Annotated in this window: 17 protein-coding genes; 11 read left to right on the top strand and 6 right to left on the bottom strand. The window is 70.9% G+C overall.

All coding sequences use genetic code 11. The annotated features are described in order from the left end of the window. Nucleotides 1-6: 6 nt before the first annotated feature. Nucleotides 7-1,638, top strand: a complete 1,632-nt coding sequence (locus OJ997_RS11540; RefSeq protein ID WP_270025246.1) for a gamma-glutamyltransferase family protein — start codon at nt 7-9, stop codon at nt 1,636-1,638. Here the strand turns inward: OJ997_RS11540 and OJ997_RS11535 are convergent. Both OJ997_RS11535 and OJ997_RS11530 read right to left on the bottom strand, forming a co-directional pair. Beyond that, entirely contained in the window at nt 1,635-2,780 is a 1,146-nt protein-coding gene (locus OJ997_RS11535) for an MFS transporter (RefSeq protein ID WP_270025245.1), read from the bottom strand. The two genes, OJ997_RS11540 and OJ997_RS11535, sit on opposite strands and share 4 nt — an antisense overlap. Before the next feature lie 63 nt (nt 2,781-2,843). After that, a complete protein-coding gene (locus OJ997_RS11530; protein WP_270025244.1) occupies nt 2,844-5,039 on the bottom strand; it encodes an ATP-dependent helicase in 2,196 nt (731 codons plus the stop codon). A gap of 189 nt (nt 5,040-5,228) precedes the next feature. On the opposite strand from OJ997_RS11530, the gene OJ997_RS11525 reads away from it, so the two are divergent. The 9 genes from OJ997_RS11525 (at nt 5,229) to aceB (ending at nt 21,976) form a co-directional block, all read left to right on the top strand. Beyond that, nucleotides 5,229-8,420 (top strand): hypothetical protein, encoded by a 3,192-nt coding sequence (locus tag OJ997_RS11525; RefSeq protein WP_270025243.1) that lies wholly within the window; start codon nt 5,229-5,231, stop codon nt 8,418-8,420. Between the two features lie 20 nt (nt 8,421-8,440). After that, complete coding sequence (locus OJ997_RS11520) at nt 8,441-9,319, top strand: queuosine salvage family protein (RefSeq protein WP_270025242.1); 879 nt, start codon at nt 8,441-8,443, stop codon at nt 9,317-9,319. A gap of 122 nt (nt 9,320-9,441) precedes the next feature. Further along, nucleotides 9,442-11,868 (top strand): Ig-like domain-containing protein, encoded by a 2,427-nt coding sequence (locus tag OJ997_RS11515; protein ID WP_270025241.1) that lies wholly within the window; start codon nt 9,442-9,444, stop codon nt 11,866-11,868. After that, nucleotides 11,868-14,990: a M14 family zinc carboxypeptidase gene (locus tag OJ997_RS11510; RefSeq protein ID WP_270025240.1), complete on the top strand. Its 3,123-nt coding sequence runs from the start codon at nt 11,868-11,870 to the stop codon at nt 14,988-14,990. The genes OJ997_RS11515 and OJ997_RS11510 overlap by 1 nt, the downstream gene beginning before the upstream one ends. A 99-nt stretch (nt 14,991-15,089) precedes the next feature. After that, nucleotides 15,090-16,730 (top strand): L-lactate permease, encoded by a 1,641-nt coding sequence (locus tag OJ997_RS11505; protein ID WP_270025239.1) that lies wholly within the window; start codon nt 15,090-15,092, stop codon nt 16,728-16,730. Beyond that, a complete protein-coding gene (locus OJ997_RS11500; RefSeq protein ID WP_270025238.1) occupies nt 16,715-18,163 on the top strand; it encodes an FAD-linked oxidase C-terminal domain-containing protein in 1,449 nt (482 codons plus the stop codon). The genes OJ997_RS11505 and OJ997_RS11500 overlap by 16 nt, the downstream gene beginning before the upstream one ends. Nucleotides 18,164-18,192: 29 nt before the next feature. Further along, on the top strand, nt 18,193-19,197 hold the full coding sequence (locus tag OJ997_RS11495; RefSeq protein WP_270025237.1) for an FAD-binding oxidoreductase: 1,005 nt from the start codon (nt 18,193-18,195) through the stop codon (nt 19,195-19,197). Beyond that, the gene (locus OJ997_RS11490; protein ID WP_270025236.1) at nt 19,197-20,432 is read left to right on the top strand and encodes a (Fe-S)-binding protein; all 1,236 of its coding nucleotides are present in this window, start codon (nt 19,197-19,199) and stop codon (nt 20,430-20,432) included. Before OJ997_RS11495 ends, OJ997_RS11490 begins: the two co-directional genes overlap by 1 nt. After that, the gene (aceB, locus tag OJ997_RS11485) at nt 20,429-21,976 is read left to right on the top strand and encodes a malate synthase A (protein WP_270025235.1); all 1,548 of its coding nucleotides are present in this window, start codon (nt 20,429-20,431) and stop codon (nt 21,974-21,976) included. The genes OJ997_RS11490 and aceB overlap by 4 nt, the downstream gene beginning before the upstream one ends. Here aceB and OJ997_RS11480 read toward each other — a convergent pair. Continuing rightward, on the bottom strand, nt 21,973-23,127 hold the full coding sequence (locus OJ997_RS11480) for a zinc metalloprotease (RefSeq protein WP_270025234.1): 1,155 nt from the start codon (nt 23,125-23,127) through the stop codon (nt 21,973-21,975). The two genes, aceB and OJ997_RS11480, sit on opposite strands and share 4 nt — an antisense overlap. Before the next feature lie 78 nt (nt 23,128-23,205). On the opposite strand from OJ997_RS11480, the gene OJ997_RS11475 reads away from it, so the two are divergent. Next, on the top strand, nt 23,206-23,667 hold the full coding sequence (locus tag OJ997_RS11475) for a hypothetical protein (protein WP_270025233.1): 462 nt from the start codon (nt 23,206-23,208) through the stop codon (nt 23,665-23,667). On the opposite strand, the gene OJ997_RS11470 is transcribed toward OJ997_RS11475, so the two are convergent. The 3 genes from OJ997_RS11470 to OJ997_RS11460 all read right to left on the bottom strand — a co-directional run bounded on the left by OJ997_RS11470 (nt 23,664) and on the right by OJ997_RS11460 (nt 26,373). Further along, complete coding sequence (locus OJ997_RS11470; protein ID WP_270025232.1) at nt 23,664-25,073, bottom strand: RtcB family protein; 1,410 nt, start codon at nt 25,071-25,073, stop codon at nt 23,664-23,666. The genes OJ997_RS11475 and OJ997_RS11470 overlap by 4 nt on opposite strands. A gap of 109 nt (nt 25,074-25,182) precedes the next feature. Further along, a complete protein-coding gene (locus OJ997_RS11465; protein WP_270025231.1) occupies nt 25,183-25,944 on the bottom strand; it encodes a hypothetical protein in 762 nt (253 codons plus the stop codon). Between the two features lie 3 nt (nt 25,945-25,947). Then, nucleotides 25,948-26,373 carry an SRPBCC family protein gene (locus OJ997_RS11460; protein WP_270025230.1) on the bottom strand — a complete coding sequence of 142 codons (426 nt, stop codon included), beginning with the start codon at nt 26,371-26,373 and terminating at the stop codon, nt 25,948-25,950.

Raw genomic sequence — 26,373 nt, 5'->3', positions numbered from 1 at the left:
GCGTCCATGGGATTCACGACCCGGCCTGAGCTGAACGGTACCTTCGGGATGGTGGCCTCGACGCACTGGCTCGCGTCGGCGGCGGGGATGGCCGTGCTCGAGCGCGGCGGGAACGCGTTCGACGCCGCCGTTGCGGCCGGGTTCGCGCTCCAGGTCGTGGAGCCGCACATGAACGGGCCGGGCGGCGACCTGCCGCTGCTGCTGTGGGACGGCTCGCGCGTGCGGGTGATCTGCGGGCAGGGGCCTTCGCCGGCCGGCGCCACGATCCCCGCTTACCGCGCGCTGGGCTACGACCTGGTGCCCGGCGTCGGGCCGTACGCGGCGTGCGTGCCGGGTGCGTTCGACGCCTGGTGCACGCTGCTGCGCGACTTCGGGACGTGGGAAATCGCCGACGTGCTCGCGTTCGCGATCGGGTACGCGCGGGACGGGTTCCCGGCCACGCCCGGGATCGTCGGCGCCATCGCGCGGATCGACCCGAGCTGGGACGTGTCGGCCGCGATCTGGCGCGTGCGCGACGGGCGGTTGCGCAACCCGATGCTCGCGGACTTCTACACGCGGCTGGCGGCCTCGCCCGGCACGTCACGGGAGGCGCGGATCGACGCTGCGCGGGACGCCTGGTACCGCGGCTGGGTCGCGCCGTCGCTCGCCGCCGGTTTCCTTACCGCCGACGATCTGGCGGCCTACCGCGCGGTGGTGGAGGAGCCGGTGTCGCTGCGGTTCGGCGACTGGACCGTGTTCAAGACCGGGCCGTGGGGCCAAGGACCGGTGCTGCTGGAGCAGCTCGCGCTCCTCGACGGCGTCGAGCTCGGTCCGTTCCTCGGCTCCCGCCACGTCCACACCGTGATCGAGGGGGCGAAGCTCGCGTTCGCGGACCGGGACGCCTGGTACGGCGACTCCGCGCCGGTGCCGCTCGACCTGCTGCTCTCGCGGGAATACGCGGATGAGCGCCGCTCGTTGATCGGCGGCGAGGCCTCGGGCGAGCTGCGGCCCGGCGGGCCGTCGCCGCGCTACCCGTCCGTGCGGGCCGGCGCGATCGGCGACGCGGAGCCGACGCGCGGCGACACCTGCCACCTGGACGTCGCGGACCGCTTCGGCAACCTGGTGAGCGCGACGCCGAGCGGCGGCTGGCTCCAGTCCTCCCCCGCGATCGACGGCCTCGGCTTCCCGCTGGGCACGCGCGCACAGATGTTCTGGCTCGAGGAAGGGCTGGCCTCGTCACTGAAGCCGGGCGTGCGGCCGCGCACCACGCTGTCGCCGAGCATGGCCGTCCACGACGACGGCACCGTGCTCTCCTTCGGGACGCCCGGCGGCGACCAGCAGGACCAGTGGCAGCTCGAGTTCTTCCTCGCCCACGCGGTCTTCGGCCTCCCGCTGCAGGCGGCGATCGACGCGCCGATGTTCCACACCGACCATTTCCCGAGCTCGTTCCACCCGCGCGAGGTGGCGCTGCGCGCGGTCACGGCCGAGGGCCGGTTGCCGGCGGAGACCCTCGCGGCGCTGCGGGCGCGCGGCCACGAGGTCGACGTGACGGATGACTGGTCGCAGGGACGGTTGAGCGCCATCTCGCGCGGCCCGGACGGGCTCCTGCGCGCCGCCGCGAACCCGCGCGGCATGCAGGGCTACGCCGTCGGGCGCTAGGCCGTGGCGGGCCGGCGCAGGCCCGACGTGCGCAGGATCGCGAACGCCGCCACGCACACCGCCGACAGGACGAGGTAGGCGACCTCGTCGCCCGCGACCTCGCCGAGGCGGGAGCCGCCGATGTCGCCCATCGCCTGGCCTGTCGCCCAGGTGAGGTTCATCAGCCCGAACGCGAGGCCCTGCTCGAGGCCGACCTCGTCGGCACCGTCGGACAGCATCGCCATCGCGGGCGCCCACAGCAGACCGATCACCGGCGAGCCGAGCACGATCGCGATCCCGAGCAGCACCGCGGTGTTCGGCCAGGGCAGGATCGCGAACGTGATGGCGCCGCCCACCAGGCCGGCGAGCAGCGGCGCGAGCCGGCCGCGACGGTCGCTGAACCGGCCCGCGAGCGGGCTCACGATCGCCTCCAGGCCGGCGGCGATCAGCCACACCAGCCCGATCGCGGCGGCCGTGGCGCCGAGGTCGTCCATCCGCAGCGGGCCGAGGACGGACAGCGTGCCGAACAGCAGGCCGGGGACCGTCACCAGCAGCAGGCCGGTGCGGACGCTCCCGTTGCTCAGGCTCCCGAGCAGGCCGCGCAGCGACCCGTCGCCGAGTGGCTTCGCGGCCGGCGTGGCGAACGTCCAGATCATCAGGCCGACGCCGATCGCGCCGACCGTGCAGAACACGAGCTCGTAGCTGGTCAGGTCGGCGAGCACGCCGATCACGGGGCCGAACAGCGCGCCCGCGATCGCCGCGCCCATCGCGGTGCCGATCATCTGGCCGCGCTGCTCCTTCGGGGCCGCGCCCGCGATCCACGCCATCGCGCCCGCCCACGACGCCGCGCCGCCGACGCCCTGCACGAACCGGGCGATGTCGAGCAGCACGACCGTGTGCGCGAACGCGAACCCGACGCTCGCGAGCGTCATCAGCATCAGGCCGGCCAGCACGGTCGGCTTCACGCCCACCCGGGCCGCCATGTAGCCGCCCGGCAGGCCGCCGACGAACGTCCCGATCGGGTACGCGGCGGCGAGCAGGCCGGCGCCGGACTTGCTCAGCCCGAACTCCTCCGTGAGGTCGGGCAGCAGCGGGGTGATGGCCGCGTAGAACGAGGTGTCGACGAGGACGACGGCGGAGGCGAGAAGCAGCAGGGCACGCATGGACGCCGTCGACTCTAGGAGCCGGGCCGCCGCCTCACGAGGCGGCTAACCCCACGGGCCAGGTCAGCGTTTCCGAATGGGCGCGACGTCGGCCATGAGTGACCGATCGCGCCCTTCACCCGCGAACCGGACGACCACGATCCCGCCGGGCTGCAGCCCGGTCACGACGCCGTCGCCCAGCTGGGCGTGCACGACATCGTCGCCGACCCGGAACAGCTGCGCGTCGTTCGTGTCGCCGCCCGCGTACTCGGCGGACGCCGCCGCAGCCTGCGACCACGACGCGACCTGGCCCGCGCCCGGGAAGCCGCGCGAGATCCGCGCCGGCTGGTCGGTCAGCTCCCGCGGCAGCTCGTCCAGGAAGCGCGACTTGATGGTCGCGCTCGCGCCGCCGCCGTAGCCCATCCGCCGCCGCGCATACGTCAAGGTCAGCTGCCGCATCGCGCGCGTCAGCCCCACGTACGCGAGCCGCCGCTCCTCCTCGAGGTTGCTCTCCTCGATCGAGCGCGAGTGCGGGAAGGTGCCGTCCTCCATGCCGATCATGAACACGATCGGGAACTCGAGGCCCTTGGCGTTGTGCATCGTCATCAGCGTCACGAGGCCCTCGTCGTCCCGGAGGTTGTCCGAGTCGGCGAACAGCGACGTCTGCTGGAGGAACTCGTCGAGCGAGCCGCCGTCCTCCGCGTTCATGTCGTACTGCGAAGCGGCGGTCAGGAGCGACTCGAGGTTCTCGATCCGGCCCTGGGCCTCGATCGTCCGCTCCGCGTGCAGCGCATCCAGGTAGCCGGTCTGGTGGAGCACCGCGTCCAGCAGCTGCGCGACCGGCGGGTTCTCGTCGGCCCGCGCCTTCAGCTCGGTCATCGACTCCATGAAGCGCCCGAGCGCGTTCCTGGCCGCCTTCGCGAGCCCGGTCTCGTCGCTCTCCGCCGCCTCCCAGACGGTCACGCCCGTGCTGGCCGCGTACGCCAGCACGCGGCTCAGCGACGTCTGCCCGATTCCGCGCCGCGGCGAGTTCGCGATCCGCGTGAAGGCCGTCGCGTCCTGCGGGTTGATGAGGAACGTCAGGTACGCGATCGCGTCCTTGACCTCGGCCCGCTCGTAGAACTTCGGCCCGCCGATCACCTGGAAGCCCACGCCGGCGCGGGTGAGCATCTCGTCCAGCACACGCGCCTGCGCGTTCGTCCGGTAGAAGACCGCGATCTCCGACTTGGAGACGCCCTCGTCGACGAGCCGCTGGATCTCGGCCGTGACCCAGCGCGCCTCCGAGTGCTCGTCGGCCATTTCCCGCACGCGCACGGGGTCGCCCTCCCCCAGGTCCGTCCACAGGTGCTTGGGCATCTGGCCGCGGTTGTGGGCGATCAGCGCGTTCGCGGCGTCCAGGATGGTCTGCGTCGAGCGGTAGTTCTGCTCGAGCTTGACCACGTGCGCGTCCGGATAGTCCTCCTCGAACTCGAGGATGTTCCGGATGTCGGCCGACCTGAAGCTGTAGATCGACTGCGCGTCGTCACCGACGACCGCCAGGTTGCGCGATTCGGCCGTGAGCAGCTGCAGCCAGCGGTACTGGACCTTGTTGGTGTCCTGGTACTCGTCGACCATGACCCAGCGGAACTGGCGCGCGTAGTTGTCGCGCACGTCCTGGTGCTTCTGCAGCAGCTCGACGGAGTTGACGAGCATGTCGTCGAAGTCCATCGCGTTCATGCGCAGGAGCTCGCGACCGTAGTCGTGGTAGATCTCGGCGACGATCTCCTCGAACGGGGAGCCGACCGTCTCGCCGTACTCGAACGGGCTGATGAGCTGGTTCTTCAGGTTGCTGATCTGCGACTGCAGCGCACGCGGCGTGTAGCGCTTGGTGTCGTAGCCGCGGTTGTCCAGGCAGTGCTTGATCAGCCGGCGCTGGTCGGCGGTGTCGTAGATCGTGAACTGGCGCGTGAAGCCGAGCTTGTCCGCGTGCGCGCGCAACATCCGGGCGCACGCGGCGTGGAAGGTCATCACCCACATCGCCCGGGAGACGCGACCGACGAGCAGCTCGACCCGCTCGCGCATCTCGGCCGCGGCCTTGTTGGTGAACGTGATCGCGAGGATCTCGGACGGGCGCGCCTGGCCGGTGCGCAACAGGTAGGCGATCCGGTGCGTGATCACGCGGGTCTTGCCCGACCCCGCTCCGGCGAGGATGAGCATCGGCCCCTCGCCGTGCGTGACAGCGTCGCGCTGCGGCGGGTTGAGGCCTTCTAGGAGATCGTCGATGACGGCGTCGGCGGGCATAGTTATGGCCCTTAGGACGCTAGCGGTCGTCGAGGACGGCTCCGGTCACCCCGGGGTGACCGCGCGCCCAGGCCCGAATCGTCCGGGGTGAACGGCGCGAAACGCGTTGCTCGCGCCCCTCGCTCCGAGTCCAATCGGCTCCCCTTCAGACGATTCAGAGGAGCAGCGGTGTCACTAGCAGGACGATTGGTGGGCTCACTCGTGGTGGTGGGCTGCGTGCTCGGGCCGGGAGACGCGCTGGCCGCCGCGTGCAGCGGCGACGACAGCTACACGGGAGCCTGTGGCCCGGACTTCGTGATCCCGAGCTGGACGGACACCGCGGGCTGGGACGACCCCTCGCACTACGGGACGATCCAGCTCGGCGACGTCAACGGCGACATCCGCCAGGAGCTGATCGCGCGCGCCGACGACGGCATCGAGATCTTCTGGTTCGACACGGACACGGGTCAGTGGCGCCCGCAGGCCGACGCCGAGGGCAACCGCCAGGCACTCACCGACTTCGCGACGCCGCCGCCGGGGAAGGCGAGCACGGCGCAGAACCCCGCTCTGCCCCAGTACGCCTCGACGATCCAGCTGGTCGACGTCGACGGCGACTACCGGGATGAGATCATCGCCCGCTTCTGGGACGGGATGCGCGTGTACAAGTACACGCCGCCGGCGGGTGGCAACGCGATCGACGGCGGCACCTGGACGCGGGTCGGGTACAAGGGCCCGTTCAGCGATGCCGAGGGCTACGGCGCCGCCTCCATGTACTCGACGATCAAGGTCGGCAGCTACCAGAAGCTCGACCCGCCCGTGCTGACCGCACGCCAGCGCAGCACGCCCGGCGCGCCGACGATCGCCATGTACACGTTCGCCAACGGCGGCTGGACGCCGGTGAGCCTCGACCAGCCGAGCTCCATCCTCGCCTTCGACGACCAGGCCTGCAGCCAGCCGTCGTGCTATCTGGACTTCGGGCTCGGCTACTTCGACGAGTACACGATCGCGAGCCTCTACGGCCGGACCGCGGCCGGGTTCGCCGAGGCGAACATCCGGGTCGGAGACGACAGCGACTACGTGCTCGACGCGGACACGCTCGGCAACGTCTTCGCCGACACGCCCGGCACCGCCGATTGCCCGTTCTCCGCCGCCAACGGCTACTCCGGCCCCGGGGCCGGCGACTGCGCCGGCTCCAGCCCTTCCTACTACGAGACCCTGCGCACGGGGGACATCAACGGCGACGGCTATCAGGAGCTGCTGATGCGCGCCGCGGACGGGATGCGCGTCTGGTTCCCGAACCCGGACGAGAGCGATGGGCCGATGGTGAGCGGCACGACGCTCGGCGAGCTCACGGGTGGCCCGAACATGCCCGCCTCGATCTGGGGGTCGATCCGCGTGGGTGACGTCACCGGCGACTTCAAGGACGAGGTACTCGCGCTGGAGGGCAACGGCCTGATGGCGTGGACGTACGACCCTGGCACCGCCACGTGGAGCGCGCTGGAGGACAAGACCACGCTGCAGCTCGGCGCCCCCTGGTCGACGGACCCCGCGTACTACTCGACGCTCCAGCTGGGCGACGTGGACGGCGACGGCCGCGACGACGTCGTCGGCCGCGGCCCCAACGGCATCCGCACCTGGTTCTACAACCGGAACGGGACCGGCGGTTGGGGGCGCTACTACGACACCGGCGAGCTGGACTTCCAGGACGGGCAGGCGACGGCCTACGCGGCGCTCAACACCGCCATGTCCGGACACACGATCCCCAAGAACAGCGCGGTCCGCGACTACTGGTCGCAGGAGGAGCCGCCGGCGGATCTCACCGGCCTCGCGAGCGACCTCGTCACGTACGGCAAGTGCGACGCGAAGAACGCGCTCCCGACCAGCCCGGTGACCTACTCGACCTGCACCCCACCCGACGGCGTCTCCGCCGACGACTGGACAGCGGTGGTCAACGAGCTGCTCGGCGAGACCGACGACGCGAGCAAGGTGCTGGGGTTCATCGGCGACCTGAAGACGATGCAGACCAACATGCTGATCGCCGACGGCGCGGCGCTGCCCGCGATCGGCGCCAACCTCGGCCTGCAGGCCGGCTCGAGTGCGACCGCCGAGTTCAGCCCGCAGCAGCTGTGGAGCCTGATCTTCGGCATCGCCGGGTCGATCGCCGGCCTCGTCCAGCCGGAGGTGGGCGCGGGGCTCGCGGTGGCGAGTTACATCGCGTCCGCGATCCCGGCCGCCTCGGACACCGCCGGCGGCAGCGCGTTCAACACGACGTACGCCGGCCTCGCGGACAAGTTCGCGACGATGGCGGACGAGACCACCAAGGCGATCGAGGACCAGAGCCAGGCGATCCGGTCCGACACCGGCCTGCTCCAGGTGGTCGGCGACCTGCGCCGCAACGGGACCTGGACCCTCGACACCGTCGGCATGGAGAGCGCCGCCGAGCAGGGCTTCGCCACCTGGGTGTACCAGAACCTGCTGCCGACGCTGTACATGCGCTACGACATCACCAACTGCAAGAACCAGGGCTGGAGCGACCCGCCGAACTCGGTCTTGAACTGCACGGTGCCGTCGGGCCCGGCGGTCGTGGCCAACGGGACGAGCTTTCAGGCGATCGCCGAGACCTACAACGGCGAGAACAAGGGCATCCCGTGCGGGGTCACGATCGGGTTCTTCTCAGACACCTACACCTGCACGTGGACGACGCCGCCCTCCGACATCGTCAACCGCGTGTGGGCCACCAACGAGAGCCTCGGCAAGGCGGGCAGCTGCGACTACGTGCCCGGGCAGGCCAAGACGAAGTGGACGTACGGGTGCTCGGTCGAGGTCGACCCGCAGGCGACGATCGCCGTCAACGGCTGGGGCTTCCCGAACAAGGTCGGCTCCCCGAAGCCGTTCGACGACACGCTGGTCCGCGCGTCCAAGCTCGGCCCGCCGGCGCCGATCAGGCTCGGCAAGCGCGGGCGTGCCCGGGTGCGCACCGACGTCGCGCTCCCGCCCGGCACGCGCCTCGCCGGCGCCGAGATCAGGCTCGACCGGCGGCTGTTCGAGCGCGGCGGGCACGGCGAGCTGACGCACCCGCGCGGGAAGGCGACCACCCGCACGGCACGGCTGCGCTGGGTCGGAGGCGGGCGCTACGTGGCCACGACGCCCGCTGGCACGCGCGTGACCGTGCTGCGCTCGCACGGCCGCGCGCGCGTGACGCTCGACATCAGGGCGGCCTCGCTGCGTCCGCCGCGGGCGTGCGTCAGCCTGCCCGCCAGCGTGCGGATGGACGCCGACCCGTTCTCGCTCGAGTCGCGGCTGAGCGTCGCCGGCGTGCCGGTGCGGATGACGCACGAGCTCGAGTGCCGGCGCGACGCGCGCGGGAACGTCGACCGGCTCGTGCACCGACCGCGCGGGTGAGGAAGTAGGGTCGGCCGCGGATGGCGCTGACCGACGAGATCAAAGAGAAAGCGGCGCGGGTCGCCCGGAAGGCGACCCGCGTCCGCATCGACGAGGACGCGATCGAGGCCTACGCCCGTGCGCTGCCCGCCGAGTCTCCGCCCGCGCCCGACCTGGCCGGTGCCGACGACGAGACCCGCGCCGCGTTCAGCCTCCAGCTCAACGCGATCAATTTCGGCAGCGGCTGGTTCCCGACGCTCAACAAGCCGCCCGGGCTGTCCGGGTTCCGCACGATCGAGGCGGGTCTGCGCCGACACGGCCCGTGGACCGCCAACGAGCTCAAGGTCGTCACCCGCAAGGAGCTCGCGGCGACCTTCGGGCAGGACCCCGACCACCCGCTGATGGCGCTGTTCGAGCGCCACCTGCGTGACCTCGGCAAGCGGGTCGGCCCGTCGTTCGCCACCTTCGCCCGCTCGGGCAACGCCACGGACGTCGCCGCGGAGCTCGCCACGTGGCCCACCTGGTACGACATCTCGCCCTACCACGGCGCCGCGATCCCGTTCTTCAAGCGCGCCCAGATCGCCGCCGCCGACCTCGCGCTCTCCGGCCTCACGGACCCCAAGGGCCTGGACGAGCTGACGCTGTTCGCCGACAACCTCGTCCCGCACGTGCTCCGGATCGACGGCGTGCTGCGCTTCGACGAGCAGCTGGTCGCCCGCATCGACGACGGCGAGCTGATCGAGCACGACTCGCCCGAGGAGGTCGAGATCCGCGCGGTCGCGCTCCACGCGGTCGAGCTCCTCGTGCAAGCGCACGGGGCCACGACGGCGACCGCCGTCGACAACGTGCTCTGGCTCCGGGGTGCCGGATCGGAGTACAAGGCGCACCCGCGTCATCGCGCCCGTACAACGGCGTACTAGGTGTTGAGCCGACTCAACGCAAAAATCCCACTGACCTACTCCGGATAAGCGATCATCAGCCCTTGAAAGTACGCGCCTGAGGAGCGCGTGCTCTGAAGAGGGGGTTGTTCTTGAGGTTTAGGTTGCTCCCCGCGCTTGCATGCGCGGGGGTCCTGTGTACGGCGCCGAGCGCCTACGCAGCGACACTGACGGTCGACGACGACAAGGCGGACTGCCCCGCAGCCACCTTCACGTCGGTCCAGGCCGCAGTCGACGCCGCCGCGTCCGGTGACACGATCACCATCTGCGCGGGCGACTATGCCGAGGGCAACGGCGCCCCCGGCACGAACGCGCTGACCATCACGAAGAGCCTGACGCTGAAGGGCGCGGGCGCCGATCTGGTCTCCATCTCGCCGAAGGCGAACCCGCTGGTTCGCGGCAGCATCATCGAGCCGGGCACGCCCGACATCCGCAACGGTGTCGGCGACATCGTGGCCATCGTCGGCACGCCGACGCAGCCGCTCACGGTCAACATCTCGGGCCTCACGGTCGACGGCTACGACCCGCAGGGCCGTGAGATCGCGGTCGAGGCGGGCATCCTGTTCCTCGACGCCAAGGGCTCGGTCGTCCGCTCGCGCGTGACGAACGTCGTCACCTCCGAGGGCGACAACGCCTACACCCGTGTCGGTGGTTACCGCGGCACGCAGCCCGGCATCGGCATCGTCCAGACTTCCAACGCGCTGCTCGCCCCCGTGGACGGCGCGCGCAAGCTGATCATCGACCGCACGCGCGTCGACAAGTACAACAAGATCGGCATCCTGATCGACGGCTCGCAGAACGACGCGGCGCCGTTCGTCCCGTCCGGCACGGTCAACTGGGGCGTCATCACCGCCAGCCAGATCGTCGGCCGCACGCAGTGCGTCAACTACGCCGGCACGGGCAACTGCGCCAGCGTCGGCTTGCTCACCACCGGCCCGCTGTTCGGCCAGGACGGCCTGCGCGTCACCAACGGCTCCTACGCCACGGTCGACAGCTCGCTGATCTCGCAGAACCTGGTCAACGGCACGGGCGCCCCGGCGCGCAACTCCGCGACCAACAACGAGAACCTCTCGCTCGGCGCGGGCGTCCGCTACGCGGGCGCGAAGATGACGACGTACGCGGGCGCGACCGGCCTCGTCGTGTACTCGCGCATCGACCGCAGCAACATCGTCGACAACGCCTACGGCGCGATCAACGTCCAGGCGGACGGCACGACGGCCAACGCGGGCTTCCCGATCCCGGTCATCACCGGCAACCCGCAGCCCGGCTACGGCAACCTGCTGATCGCCGAGGGCAACTGGTGGGGTCTGCGCTTCAACTCCACGACGAACCCGGGCCCGGCGATCTCGCCGACGACGAACCCGCAGACGCCGGAGAACCCGGTCAACGGCGTGACCACGGCCAACGCCACGGGCTCGACCGACCAGACCTCGAACGCGGTCGACTTCTTCCCGTACCGCAGCGGCCCGCAGTCTGACCCGACCAACGGCCAGCTGCCGGTCCTGACCGCGCCGATCCCGGTCGACGACGCCGCTCCGGCCATCTCCCTGGCCGGTCCGGCGAGCGCCGCCCGCGGTGCCACGATCACGCTCAGCGCCGCCGCTTCCGACGACTTCGGCATCAAGCGCGTGCGCTTCGCCGAGGGCCTGACGACGCTCGGCACGACCACGCTTCCGCCGTACGCGCAGACCGTCACCATCCCGGCCGACGCCGCCTGCAACAGCGTCAAGACCTACAGCGCGGTCGCGACCGACTCGCTCGGCCAGACCAAGTCCGCCACGGCGCCCGTCACGGTCACGTGCGGCGCCGGCCCGGAGCCGACCCCGACCGCCACCCCGACGGTCACGGCGACGCCGACGGCCACTCCGCCGGGCCCGCCCGGCCCGTCGCAGAACGTCACGGTCGGCGGCTACGTCGACCAGGACTACGACCCCAGCAAGCCGAACACGGCCACGAACGGCTCCGGCCCGACGGCCGCGCTCGTCTCCTGGCCGCGTTCGATCGCCGGTAAGTCGAAGGTCGTCTTCCAGGCGAGCTCGGAGGCCGGCATCAAGTCCGCCGCCGTCATCCTCGGCTCGCGCACGCTGTGCGTCGTGACCAAGGCGCCGTTCGAGTGCTCCTTCTCGCCGAAGGGCTCCGACGTCGGCGGCCAGTCCCTGCGCATCGTCGTCACCGACAACGCCGGCGCCACCACCGAGCTCACCCGCAACGTGGTCGTGTCGCGCTTCGTCGCGGCGCTGAAGGTCAGCGTCTCCAAGAAGGCCGTCAAGGGCGGCTTCAAGCGCACGCTCACCGGCAAGGTCAGCTTCCCGTCGGCCGTCACCAAGGCCCAGGCCTGCTCCGGCAAGGTCCTGCTGACGATCAAGAGCTCCGGCCGCAGCGTTCTCAACCAGGAGGTCAAGCTGTCGAAGGGCTGCACGTTCTCCCGCTCCGTCACGTCCAAGTCCGCGAAGCAGTCGTTCACGGCCGAGGTCAAGTTCGGCGGCAACAACGTGCTCAATGCCGTCGGCAAGAGCCGGAGGTTCTCGTGATGTCCCTGCGTAAGAGCCTCTCCGCAGCCGCGATCGCGCTCGCCGCGGTCGCTGCCGCCCCCGCTGTCGCACAGGCGCAGGCCCCCCTGCCCCCGTGCACGCAGACGCTGGGCTACAACAACACCATCCCCACCTGGGATCAGTACTGGGCGGGCAAGGGTGACCCGGACGCGGTCCTCCCGCTCGGCCAGGGCACGACCGGCGCCGGTGGTGGCGCCCCGACCAACGGCTCCGGCGCTCCGACGCCGCGCGGCCGCAACCTCACGCGCGTGCTCAACCAGTACTGGGACGCGATGGTCGAGGCGACCAAGAACAACACCGAGGGCCAGCCCAAGCTGATCCGGAAGTACCTCGGCAAGTCCTATCTCGGCCGGGACTTCTCGTTCTACGTCGCGGGCACGGCGGCCAACCTCGCCGACCTCGACACGCCGGGCGGCGACGCCGAGTTCTGGCGCGGGGTCCGCGCGGGCGACATCCCGACCGAGGTCGGCGTCGAGGCCGCGGGCGAGCGGCCCGCGTTCGCGTGGGTCACGGCCACCCCGCACGGCGGCGAGGCCGCCGGCGCGGAGTCGATCACGCGCTCCATGTACGAGCTCCTGGCCCGTACGGACTGCGAGAACAAGAAGCGGCTGGAGAGCCTCGACGTCTTCTACCAGCCCGTCCGCAACCCGGACGGCCGCGACGCCGTCCAGCGCACGTCCGCGTTCGCCTTCGATCACAACCGTGACTTCGGCACGCAGAACCAGATCGAGAACAAGTTGATGCTCCCGGAGATCAACAAGTACCCCGGTCTGTTCTTCATCGACGCGCACCAGCAGTCGAGCGGGTACTTCTTCCCGCCGAACGAGGACCCGGTCCACCACGAGATCTCCAACTTCTCGCTGGACTTCATCCAGAACGGGATCGGGCCGGCGCTGCAGCGGGCGTTCAACGACCAGTCCGCGCAGTACCAGAACTACAACTCCTACGACATGTTCACGCCGGAGTACGGCGACACGGTGCCCTCGCTGATCATGGGCGCCGCGGGCATGACGTACGAGAAGGGCAACAGCGAGGTCTACGGCAAACAGGTCTACGACCACTACCTCGCGATCGACACGACGATCAACGTCACGACCGAGAACAAGGTCCGCCTGCTGTCCGACTGGGTCCGCCAGTGGGGCGAGGCCGTGCACCAGGGCGAGACCTGCGCGCTGCAGGAGAACAAGCTCGTCAGCCCGCTGCACGACACGATCAAGCAGGAAGTGCCCGCGTCCGCGAAGGTCTGCGGCTACTTCTTCAAGCCGGGCCAGCACACCGCTGACACGGCGGCGCTGCTCAAGCACCTCCAGAGCACGGGCGTGAAGGTCTTCACGCTCGACACGCCGGTCGCCGTCAACGGCTACCACGAGTTCGGCAACACGACCGCCGGCGGGTTCCCGCAGTCGGTCAACGGCCAGACGCTCCCCGCCGGGACGTTCTACATCCCGATGGCGCAGGGCATGAAGCACTGGATCCAGGCCGTCCTGGGCGAGAACCCGTTCATCCCGTACGAGTACTACTACGACGTCGTGACCTGGAGCTACCCGCTCCAGCGCGGCCTCTCGGGCTCGGGCTTCCTGATGCAGCCGCTGTCGCCGGGCATCACGATGACGGCGCTGCCGACGGACGCCAACTTCGGCACCGTCCCGACCGGCGTGAACGCGGTCTACGCGTTCAACACCGACTCGGCGCGCGGGCTGTCGCTGGCGATCGACCTGCTCGACAAGGGCGTCAACGTCTACCGCGGCGCCTCCGGGTTCACCGCGGCCGGCAAGCAGTTCTACTCGGGCGCTGCGCTCGTCGACGGCGCTTCGCTGGCCGCGTCGGGCGTCAACCTGAGCACGCTGGCCCAGAAGCGCAACACCCCGGTGACGGGGCTGTCGAGCTTCCCGGTGGCCCGCAAGCAGCTCGTGAAGCCGAAGATCGGCCTCTACACGGGCGCGACGACGATCCCGTCGAACCCGCTGTTCATCTCGGGTCCGAACGTCAACGGCACGTCCGGGCACTGCGCCCTGACCGGCCCGACGGGCTTCTGCGAGGCGCTGCACTCCCTCGCGGTCAAGAACGAGATCCCGCTGTCCACGCTGATCCCGGTCACCCAGACCGACATCATCGACGGCAAGCTCGTCTCGCAGGGCTTCACCGCCCTGATCAACCCGGGCCTGTCGATGCCGACGACGACCAGCACGGGCACCCCGCCGGTGACGTCGATCTCCACGCTGGGCACGAACCTGCTGGCGTTCATCAACGGCGGCGGCAACTACGTCGGCAACAACGCCAACGGCGTCAGCGCGGCGCGCACGATCGGCGCCACCACGCTGAACACCGTGGCCTCGAACGTCACCACGGGTCTGCTGACCCCGGGCTCGACGTTCGACGGCACGTACGACTCGACCAACCCGGTCGCCTGGGGCTTCGACCTCGGCGGCTGGATCTACCGTGACGCGACGGGCAACCCGGTGTTCGACACCGGCACGCTCGGCAACGGCACGTCGGTCGTGACCTACGGCGCCACGCCGGACGAGAAGTACGGCTACGAGTCCAACGCGACGATCCTGACCGCGCGTCCGGCCGTCGTGGACGTGCCGTTCGGCTCCGGCCGCAGCGTGCTGATCGGGTTCAACCCGTTCTACCGCTCGTGGAAGGAGCAGGACGAGCGCCTCGTGCTCAACGCGGCGCTGTACCCCAAGGGCGCCACGATCGGCGGCCCGTCGGCCGCTCCGCAGGCGGCAGCGCCGTCCCCGGAGTCGGCCGCGCCGGCGCCGTCGCTGGAGCAGGTCGAGGCCGTCGCGGCCCCGATCGCGGAGGCCAAGCTGACCGAGACCCCGCGCGCCGCCGTGCGGCCGGTCTCCAAGGCCGACCGTGACGTTCGCATCACGGTCAAGCGCTCCGAGGCGAGCAAGCTGAAGACGGCCGTCAAGGTGGCCAAGCTCAGCAAGTCCGTCAAGAGCAAGGTCAAGTACACGAAGACCAAGACCACGTACACGCTCGTGGTCAAGGGTGTCCGCACGTCGGACGAGCACGGCCGCAAGGACTGGGTCTCGCGCGTCACGATGGCGCTGGACAGCCTGAAGGTGCGCCCCGTCTCGGCGCTCCTGTAGCTCGCAGCCGTGGAACCCCGGGGCCGGAGACGGCCCCGGGGTTGGCGGTTCTCGCGACCTGGGTAGGGACCTCTTGCCAGCGGCAGGAGGAGAGACGGCGTGTACAAGCAGGTGCTGGACCCGGTCGGCGACTCGCTGTTTCTCAGCGCGCTCGTCGCGATGCTCCCGCTGTTGACGCTCTTCGTCCTGCTGGGCGGGCTCAAGCTCAAGGCCCACGTCGCGGGCCTCGCCTCCCTGGCCGTCGCGATGGTGATCGCGATCGCGGTCTGGGGCATGCCGGTCGACACGACCTTCGCGGTCGCCACCGAGGGCGCCGCGTTCGGCCTGTTCCCGATCATCTGGATCATCTGGAACGCGATCTGGATCTACAACATGACCGTCGAGACCGGGCACTTCGCGGTGCTGCGACGGTCGTTCGCGACGATCTCCGACGACCAGCGGATCCAGGCGATCATCGTCGCCTTCTGCTTCGGCGCGCTGCTCGAGGCGCTCGCCGGGTTCGGCACGCCGGTGGCGATCACGGCCGTGATGCTGATCGCGATCGGCTTCAAGCCGATGAAGGCCGCGGCGATCGCGCTCGTGGCCAACACGGCGCCGGTGGCGTTCGGGGCGATCGCGACGCCGATCGTCACCCTGGCCGAGCTGACCGACCTCCCCCAGGCCGACCTGGGCGCGATGGTCGGCCGCCAGACGCCGCTGCTCGCCCTGTTCGTGCCGCTGATCCTCGTCGGCATGGTCGACGGCTGGCGCGGTGTGCGGGCCGTCTGGCCGGCGGCGCTCGTCGGTGGCTTCACGTTCGCGGTCGGCCAGTTCGTCTCCTCGAACTACATCTCGGTCGAGCTGACCGACATCATCGGCGCGCTGGCGAGCGTCGCCGCGATGGTCCTGTTCCTGCGCGTCTGGAAGCCCGGCGAGCCGCTGCTGGTCAAGGGTCAGGGCCCGGCGATCGCGGGCGCGGCGACCCACGACGCGGAGTTCGAGCGCGACGTGCGCGACTCCCGCGCCGACATCTTCAAGGCCTACGCGCCGTACCTGATCATCATCGTCGTCTTCGCGCTCGCCCAGTGGGGCCCGCTGAAGGACTTCCTCGCCAAGGGCGCCGCCGAGTTCACCTGGCCCGGGACGGGTGACATCCAGAACGCCGACGGGGAGGCGCCGAGCGCGACCACGTTCAAGTTCGGCTGGCTCGCGGCTGCCGGCACGCTGCTACTGCTGAGCGGCTTGATCACCATGGCCGTGCTGAAGGTGTCGCCGGCGAAGGCGCTGAAGGCCTACGGCGCGATGCTCGACCAGCTCAAGTGGGCGACGCTGACGGTGATGGCGGTGCTCGCGCTCGCCTACGTGATGAACCTGAGCGCCCAGACGCTGTCGATCGGCAACTGGCTCGCCGGCGCGGGCGGCATCCTCGCCTTCCTGAGCCCGATCATCGGCTGGCTGGGCGTGGCGGTGACCGGCTCGGACACGTCCTCGAACTCGCTGTTCGGCGTGCTGCAGGTGACCGCGGCGAAGGAGGCCGGGCTGGACCCGACGCTGCTCGCGTCCGCGAACTCCAGCGGCGGCGTGCTCGGGAAGATGATCTCGCCGCAGAACCTCGCGATCGGCTGCGCGGCGGTCGGGTTGGACGGCGAGGAGGGCGAGCTCTTCCGCCGTGTGGTGGGATGGAGCCTCGCACTGCTGTTGATCATGTGCGTGCTCGTGTATCTGCAATCCACGGCGGTGTTGTCATGGATGGTCGTGTAGTCGAGGAGCTGAGCCGGATCGTCGGGACCGAATGGACCTACACGGCCGAGCATCAGCTGCGCACCTATGAGTCCGACGGGCTGCTCCAGTACCGGGGCACACCGGCCTGCGCGCTGCTGCCGAGCACGGCGGAGGAGGTCCAGGCGATCGTGCAGGTGTGCGCGCGGGAGTCGATCCCGTGGGTGGCGCGGGGCGCCGGATCGGGCTTGTCCGGCGGCGCCCTGCCCGTCAAGGACGGCGTGCTGATCGTCCTCACGCGGATGAAGCGCATCCTCGAGATCGACCTCGACAACGGGCGCGTGTGCGTCGAGCCGGGCGTGACCAACGCGAACGTCAGCGCCGCGGTCGGGCCCGCGTTCTTCTATCCCCCGGACCCGTCGTCGCAGATCGTCTGCTCGATCGGCGGCAACGTCGCCGAGAACTCAGGTGGCGCGCACTGCTTCAAGTACGGCTTCACGACGAACTACGTGACCGGGCTCGAGCTGGTGCTGGGCGACGGCGAGCTGGTCCAGATCGGCGGCTACGAGCTGGACTCCCCCGGCTACGACCTGCTCGGCGCGTTCGTCGGCTCCGAGGGCACGCTCGGCGTCGCGACGAAGATCTGGCTGCGGGTCGTGCCGTCGCCGGAGACGGTCAAGACGCTCGTGGCGTTCTTCGACTCCACACACGCCGCGGGCGAGGCGGTGTCCCAGATCGTGCAGGGCGGCGTGGTCCCGGGCGCGATCGAGATGATGGACGCGCGCACGATCGAGGCGAGCGAGCAGATGGCGCACGCCGGCTACCCCGTGGGCCGCGCGGCCGCGCTGCTGGTGGAGCTCGACGGCTCCCAGCACGAGTGCGACGCGCGGTTCGACGAGGTCGTCTCGATCTGCGAGGGCTGCGGCAGCGACGACGTGCGCGTGGCCCGCGACGAGGCCGAGCGCGCGCTGTTCTGGAAGACGCGCAAGGCCGCGTTCCCCGCGATGGGGCGCATCTCCCCCAACTACTTCGTGCAGGACGGCGTGATCCCGCGCACCAAGCTGCCGGAGGTGCTCGAGCGGATCGAGCAGCTCGGCGAGGAGTACGGGCTGATCGTCGCCAACGTCTTCCACGCCGGCGACGGCAACCTGCACCCGCTCGTGTGTTACGACGGGCGCGTGGAGGGCGAGGCCGAGCGCGCGGAGGAGCTGAGCGGGCTCATCCTCGACGCGTGCCTGGACGCCGGCGGGTCGATCACCGGCGAGCACGGCGTCGGGGTCGACAAGAAGAAGCACATGCCGAAGATGTTCGCCGAGGCGGACCTGGACGCGTTCCAGCGCCTGCGCTGCGCGTTCGACCCCGCCGGGCTGGCGAACCCGGGCAAGGTGATGCCGACGCCGCGGCTGTGCGGCGAGGTGCCGGGCCCGTACCGCGTGCATCCCCTGGAAGCGGCCGGGCTGGCGGAGCGGTTTTGAGGCCGGAGTCCGTACAGGAGGCGGCGGCGATGCTCAAGGGCTTCCAGCGGCCCGTGCGGCCGGTCGGCGGCGGTACCAAGCGCTGGCTGCCCGTCCGTGAGGAGGAACCACTCGAGACCGGCGCCCTCAACCGCATCCTCGAGCACAACGTCGGCGACTTCACCGCGGTGCTGGAGGCGGGCGTGCCGTTCGCGGAGGCGCAGCGGACGTTCGCCGAGCATGGCCAGCGGATCGCGTGGGACCCGCCGGACCCCGGCGGGGCGACGGTCGGCGGGATCGTGGCGACGGCCGATTCCGGGCCGCTCCGCCACCGCTACGGCGGCGTCCGCGACCTCGTGGTCGGCATCAACGTGGTGCTCAGCGACGGCACCGTCGCCAAGGCCGGCGGCAAGGTGATCAAGAACGTCGCCGGCTACGACCTGGCGAAGCTGTTCGCGGGCTCCTTCGGGACGCTCGGCCTGATCGGGAGCGTCGCCGTGCGGCTGCACCCGCTGCCGGAGCGGACGGCGTCGGTCGTGATCGAGCACCACAACCCGGATCAGCTGCTCGAAGAGGTCCTCACGCTCTCCCGGCGCCCGCTCGAGGCGGACAAGTTCGACGTCACGTGGTCCGGCGGCCATGGGCGCATCCTGCTCGAGTTCAGCGGCGCCTCGGCGGTCGATCAGGCCGGCCGCGTGGGCCAGGTGAGCGACGTCGACTGGGGCGAGGTGCGCGGGCTGCAGCGCGGCGCCGTCGTCGTCAAGGTCTCCGGCCGCCCGACCGACCTGCCGAAGGTGATCCGCGCCGCGGACGACCACAGCGGCACCCTCGTCTCGCGCGCGGGGCTCGGGCTGACGTGGATCGCGCTCCAGAGCGCGGACTCCGTCGCCGCGATCCGGGCGGAGCTCGCGCCCCGGCACTGCACCGTGCTCGACGGCGCCGACACCGGGCAGTGGCCGCAGGACGTCCCCGGCCATGTCGTGATGGAACGGCTGAAGGCACGCTTCGATCCCGCGCGGATCTTCCGCCCGGGCAGCTTCGTGGGAGGCATTTGATGAGTGCTGCTTGGGACACCGAACGGCCGGCGCCGGAGCTGGACCTGATCCGCGACTGCGTGCACTGCGGGTTCTGCCTGCCGACGTGCCCGAGCTACGCGGTGTTCGAGGACGAGATGGACTCGCCGCGCGGGCGGATCGTGCTGATGCGGGTCGGCCACGAGGAGGGCGAGACGATCTCGCCCGAGATGGTCACGCACATGGACCGCTGCCTCGGCTGCATGGCGTGTGTGACGGCGTGCCCGTCCGGCGTGCAGTACGACAAGCTGATCGAGCGGGTGCGCCCGCAGATCGAGCACTCGGAGGCGCGGTCGTGGCAGGAGCGTGCGTACCGGAAGGCGATCTTCGCCCTCTTCACGCACCCCGGGCGGCTGCGCGCGCTCGTGCCCGGCTCGGCCCTCGCGCCCAAGCTCGCCCCGCTGCTGCCGAGCGCGCGGCTGCGCTCGATGCTGGAGCTCGCCCCGCCCGCGCCACCGTCGGCGATGGTGCGGCGGCTCCCGAAGGTGCGCGGAACCAAGGCGCCGGTGAAGCGCGGGAAGGTCGCCTTCATGCAGGGTTGCATCCAGCGCGTGTTCTTCGGCGACGTCAACGTGGCCACGCTCAATGTGCTCTCCGCCGAGGGCTGGGAGGTCCACTCCCCGCGCTCCCCGCGCTGCTGCGGCGCGCTGCCGATGCACGCGGGCGTCGACGAGGAGGCGATCCCGCTCGCCGAGGCGACGATCGCCGCCTACGAGGGCTTCGACAAGATCGTCACCAATGTCGCGGGCTGCGGCTCGGTGATGAAGGACTACGGGCACATCCTCGACACGGATCGTGCCCGGGAGTTCTCCGCCAAGGTCGTCGACATCCACGAGCTGCTCGCTTCCGAGGAGCCGCAGGCCGTGCGCAAGCCGATCGCGCTGAAGGCCGCCTACCACGACGCCTGCCATCTCGCGCACGCCCAGGGCGTGCGGGTGCAGCCGCGCGAGCTGCTGCGCGGCATCCCCGGCCTGGAGCTGCTCGAGCCCCAGGAGTGGGAGCTGTGCTGCGGCTCGGCCGGCATCTACAACCTGCTCCAGCCCGAGGCCGCCGCCACGCTCGGCGAGCGCAAGGCTCGCAATCTGAAGGCGACCGGCGCCGAGGCGATCGCCGCGGCCAACCCGGGCTGCGCGCTGCAGATCGCCAAGCACCTCGAGCTTCCGATCTACCACCCGATGACCCTGCTCGACATGTCCCTCCGAGGAGTGAAGCCGTGAGCAACGTGAAGGCCGCCGCGCCCCCGACCGACGCCGCCGCGCAGATCCTGACCGACGACGCCATCGCCTTCGTGGGCGAGCTGCAGGAGCGCTTCGGCGCGCGTCGCGCCGAGCTGCTCGCCGCGCGCAAGGGGCGTGGCAAGCCCAGCGGGTTCCTGGAGGACACGCAGGAGATCCGCGACGGCGACTGGCAGGTCCCGCCGCCCCGGCCCGACTACGCCGACCGCCGTGCCGAGATCACCGGCCCGACCGACCGCAAGCTCGTCATCAACGCGCTCAACAGCGGCGCGAAGGGCTTCATGGCCGACTTCGAGGACGCGAACTCGCCCACCTGGCAGAACCAGGTCGAAGGCCACCTGAACCTGATCGACGCGGTCGAGGGGACGATCACCTACGACTCGTCCGAGGGCAAGCACTACGAGCTGGTCGACAACCCGGCGACGCTGCTCGTCCGTCCGCGCGGCTGGCATCTGCCCGAGAAGCACCTGACGCTCGGCGGCGAGCCGGTCGCCGGCGCGTTCATGGACTTCGGGCTCTACGCCTTCCACTGCGGCAAGCGGCTCGCGGAGCGCGATCGCGGGCTCTACCTGTACCTGCCGAAGATGGAGCATTACGAAGAGGCGGCGCTCTGGAACGACGTCTTCCTCTTCACCCGCGAGGCGCTGGGGCTGCCGCCGGGCCTGATCCGCGCGACGGTGCTGATCGAGACGCTCCCGGCCGCGTTCCAGATGGCCGAGATCATCCACGCGCTCGGCGAGCACTCCTATGGCCTCAACGCCGGCCGCTGGGACTACATCTTCTCGATGATCAAGGTCTTCCGCGACGACCCGGACTTCGTGCTCCCGGACCGCAACGACGTGAAGATGACGGTCCCGTTCATGCGGGCCTACACCGAGCTGCTGGTGAAGACCTGCCACGCGCACGGCGCCTTCGCGATGGGCGGCATGGCCGCGCTGATCCCCTCCCGCAAGGACGAGGAGGCCAACCAGCGCGCGCTGGACGCGGTCAAGGCCGACAAGGAGCGCGAGGCCAAGGCCGGGTTCGACGGCACCTGGGTCGCGCATCCGGACGTGGTCGACGTGGCGCTCAAGGCCTTCGACGACGTGCTGGGCAACCGCCCGAACCAGATCGACAAGCAGCGCTACGACGTCGACGTCTCGCCCGAGCAGCTGCTCGACGCGGGCTCCACCCCGGGCGAGATCACCGAGGAAGGGCTGCGCAGCGACGTCAGCGTCGGCTTCCAGTACATCTCGTTCTGGCTCGGCGGCCGCGGCGCCGCCGGCATCAACAACCTGATGGAGGACGCCGCCACCGCGGAGATCTCCCGCTCGCAGATCTGGCAGTGGGTCAAGCACGGCAAGTTCGACCGCGACCACGTGCGCAAGGTCCTCGACGAGGAGATGGAGCGGATCCGCGCCGACGTCGGCGACGAGGTCTGGCAGAAGGGCCGGCCGGAAGAGACCAAGAAGATCTTCGAGCAGGTCGCGCTGAGCGACGAGTTCCCGGACTTCCTGACGCTCCCGGCCTACGAGTACATCGACTAAGGCCGGGTGTTCCAGAGCGGGCTCGCCGCGATGTCCTCGCAGGTCGAGCCCGCCGTGCCGTAGTAGTCGTCGCGCCCGACGTCCAGCGTGAGGTTGTTCCAGTCGCGGGCCAGCGGGCCGTTGTAGAGCAGGTCGCGCGGATCGTCGGTCACGTGGCGCGTGCCGTCGGCGTGCGGCGCGCAGTCCGGCACGGCGCCGAACAGGTGCGCGAGCTCGTGGGCGAGCAGGTAGGTGCCCTCGACGGGCCACACGGCCGGGGCGACGGGCACGATGCCGCACGCGAGCTCGGGCAGCCAGACGATTCCGTCCGAGTGCGAGCCGCAGGCCGGCTCGGGATGCCGGGTGCGTGTCCACGCGACGTAGCGCTGCGTGGCGGTCGGGAGCGGCGCGGCGGTGCGCAGGTCGGCGTTGAAGCGCGCGAGTCCGCCCGCCGCCTCGTACTCGGCGGTCGTGCGGGCGAGCTTGACGACCTGGACCTCCGGCGCGCCACTCGCGTCGCGCAGCCAGCGCGGGGCGACGCCACCGTCCGTCTGGGTCGCGAACCAGCCGTCGACCGCGTCGATCGTGGCGACGATGCCGGCGGCGTAGCCGGGCCGCTCGGCCTGGTCGGCCGGCAGCGCGTACACGGCCCGGAGCGCGTGCTCGACGGGCGGCGGGCCGGCGGGGGTCGGCGTCGGCGTCGGCGTCACCAGCGGCTTGCAGCACGGCGGCGTCGGCGCCGGGAACACGTCTCCGCTCTGATCCCCGCCGCCACCCGGTGCGGTCACCGTGGTGATCTTCGTCCGGACCAAGCGCTTGGACGTCCCGCGACGGCCCTTGGCCTTCGTCACGGTCAGCCGCAGCCGCTTGGTCTCCGCGTCGCAGCGCAGCGTGAGCGTGTACCGCCCGGGGCGTGCCTGGGACGAGATCGCGAACGTGAAGTGCACCACCGGCGAGCCCGTGGTGCGGACGGTCGCGGACGCGGAGCCCTTGCCGGTCGTCAGCCGGCACCGACGGACCCCGTCGAGGCCGACGATCACCGTCATCTTCGCGCCGGCCTTCACGCGCTTGGGCGCCTTCACGGAGGTCACGTCCGCGAGCGCCGGGGACGCGAGGAGCCCGGGCGCGACGAGCGTGGCGGCGACGAGCGCCGCGACGGTGAGTCGGTTCATCGCCGCCCATCCAACCAGGCGGAGCGGCACCGAGGCCAGTACGAACATCCAGGCCCGGGTCCGTAGACTCGCGAGGTAATGGCAACGATCCACTTCACGACGGTGACCACCGCGACGCCCGAGCAGTTCGTCGCCGCCGTCACCGACTTCGGGCCGGGCCGCTCGCAGATCTTCGGCAACACCGACGACGGCCAGCTCAAGGTCCACGACCAGGGCGCCGACTGGGCCGACGTCACCGAAGGCAAGGGCCCGGCGTGGGAACGGCTGCGCTACGACTGGTCGGACCCGAACCGCGTCGTAATGAAGACCACCGACTCCAACACCTGGGGCGGCGCGTCCTCGCACACGTACACGTTCACCCGGCAGGCCGACGGCAAGACCGGTGTCGACGTGGTCGTGGTGCGCGAGGGCAAGAACCTCAAGGGGCGCGTGGTCGGCGCGCTGCTCGGGCTGATCGGCAAGCGGTTCTTCAGCGGCCAGTTCGAGAAGACGGTCAAGGCGGTCGAGGCGCGCAGCGCCACGACCACCCCCGCGACCTAGTCCTCCGGGCGCTCGCCCGCGTCGGCCATCCGGACGATCCGCGGGTCGAAGCGTCCGATCACGTCGACGAGGTCGGTCTGCTGGGCCATGACCGCCTCGATGTCCTTGTAGGCGAACGGGTTCTCGTCGATCCCGGCCGAGAGCAGCTCGACGCCGCGCTCGGCGAGCACCGGGCGCACCATCTGCCAGTTGAACTGCTCCGTGGCGGCCTTGCGGCTCATCCGGCGCCCCGCGCCGTGGGACGCGGAGTCGATGCTTTCCGGGCGGCCCTTGCCGCGCACGACGAACCCGGGCGCCGCCATCGAGCCGGGGATCACGCCGAGCTCGCCCTCCGCGGCGGGAGTGGCGCCCTTGCGGTGCACGACGACCTCGCGGCCGTCGCGCTCGGAGGTCCACGCGTAGTTGTGGTGGTTCTCGACCCCGGCCAGCACCTCGGCCTTCAGGTGGCCGACGACCCGCTCGTGGATGACCGCGTGGCACGCCGACGCGTACTCGCCCATCAGCCGCATCAGCGCCAGGTACTCGCGGCCGGAGTCGTGGTCGAGATCCAGCCAGGACAGGTACGAGAGCTCCTTGGGCAGCTCGGGACGCAGCTCACGGGCGAGCTTGGAGTAGTGCCCGGCGATCTGCGCGCCCGCGCCGCGGCTGCCCGAGTGCGAGAGCAGCGCCACGTAGCGGCCGGCCTCCAGCCCGAGGTCGGGCGCCGGCAGCGTCAGCAGGCCGAACTCGACGAAGTGGTTGCCGGAGCCGCTGGTGCCGAGCTGCTCCCAGGCGCGATCGCGCAGGCGCCTGGCCAGCGGGGTGAGTGCCCAGCGGTCGTCGTCCATCGCCGCGTGATCGGCGCGCTTGCGCAGCTTGGCGCCCGTCCCGAACTGGGTCTGCTTGAGCAGCGCGTCCTTGAGCCGGCCGCCGTGCTCGTCCAGCGCCTCGGGGGCGACGTCGAGCACCGACAGCTTCATCCGGCAGGCGATGTCCACGCCGACCGCGTACGGGATCACGGTGCCCTCGGTCTCGAGCACGCCGCCGATCGGCAAGCCATAGCCGCGGTGCGCGTCGGGCATCAGCGCGCCGCGGACCGCGCTCGGCAGCCGCAGCGAGTTGCGCATCTGCTCGAGCGCGCCGGGGTCGGCGTCACCGCAGTAGTTCACGTACGGGGCGGGCGCGTCGCGCTCCACGAAGCGACGGTCGGCCTCGCGCGCGTCGGCGATGAGGCGCTCGGCGAGCGGCGCGAAGTCGGCGTCGTCGGTGTACCGGTCGGGCGCGGCCGCGATCTCGGCGAGACGCTGCAGTGCGACGTCACGCCCCAGATGCTTGACGGCGCGCGGGATGCAGCTCAGCGCCACGCCCATCGCCGGTCCATCCGGAATCCCGGCCGCACGAATGTCTCCACCACGGATCTTGCTCACGACACCACCGTAGTTAGAGGGGTCAGACCCCTTTAGGGAAGAACCGCCGCAAATCGGCGGGTTCGAGTCTCGCGGCGAACCTAAAGGGGTCAGACCCCTTTAGGTTGCTTTATCTTCCTGCGATGCGCTCGCGGGCGGTGGCGATGGCCGCGAGGCCCTCGTCCAGCGCGCGGTTCGCGCCCGCCTCGTCGCCGCGGCGGTTGAGGTCGTTGGCGCGGGTGTAGGCCTCGAGCGCGCGGTCGTAGTCGGGTCGGCCCGCGTCGCCGAGCGTGATGTCGAGCTCGAGCGCGCGGATCTGGTCGCCGAGGCGGACGAAGTCGTCGGTCTGGTTGATCTGCCCGACCTCGGAGCGGCCGTCGTTGCGGGCCTTGCGGTCGCGACGGCGGTTGACGACCAGCAGCGAGCCGCCGATCACGACGCCGACCAGGATCACGCCGACGATCACCGCGCCGATCGCGCCGCCGGAGCCGCTGCCGCTGGACTCGGCCTCGTCGATGAACTGGGTGAGTGCGGCCTGGAGGTCGTCCGGGTGCGCCGCGCGCGCCTTCTCGCCCGCGTCGGCAGGGAGCGTGCGCAGGTCGTCGCCGACGACGAGCGCGTAGCGGCCCTTCTCCCCCACGGCCTCGCGCAGCGCGATCAGCGTGCGGCCCGCTGAGCCCTCGACCGCGCTCTCCGGGAGCACGGCGACGAACACGGGCTCCTCGCCGATCTTGCCGCGGAGGGCACCCGCGTCGACCTGGCCGGCGAGCTCGGCGCCGTCGGCGACGTACACCGGGTCCGAGCGCAGGGCGCTGGCGGCTTCGCTGACGCTCTGCGCGGCGGCGCTGGCCGGGAACGCGAGCAGGGTGAGCAGGACCGCGAGGACGCGCATGGCCTAACCCTCCAGCAGGGTCTTCAGGCGGTCCAGGTCGCCCGTGAGCTTGCCCTCGAGCCGGCCCTGGACGATCGGGATCAGCATCTTGGCCGTGAACCCGCTGGCCTTGGCCTCCATCGTCTGGGTGACCCGCGTCCCGCCGCCGACCGGCTCCAGGACGTAGGCGCTCTCGACCTTCACGCCGTTGGTCTCGAACGCCGTCGCCGCGCCGCTCGGCGGGTCGTACTGGACGATCTCCATCGCGAGCGCGAGCCCGCCGGCGAGCGTCAACTTCTGCGTGACGCGCGTCCCGACGCCCAGCGCGCCGTCGACGTCGTAGCGCTCCAGGTCGGACGTCCACTGCGGGACCTTGTCCTCCTCCAGCAGCCACGGGAAGACTTCGGACGGCGGCTTGGAGACGTCGATCGAATGCGAGAAAGAGGGCAC

It is taken from the genome of Solirubrobacter phytolaccae (assembly GCF_027587195.1).
Lineage (GTDB): Bacteria > Actinomycetota > Thermoleophilia > Solirubrobacterales > Solirubrobacteraceae > Solirubrobacter > Solirubrobacter phytolaccae.
The sequence above is the reverse complement of the archived record's forward strand: the minus strand, read 5'-3'. Positions and strand labels throughout refer to the sequence as shown.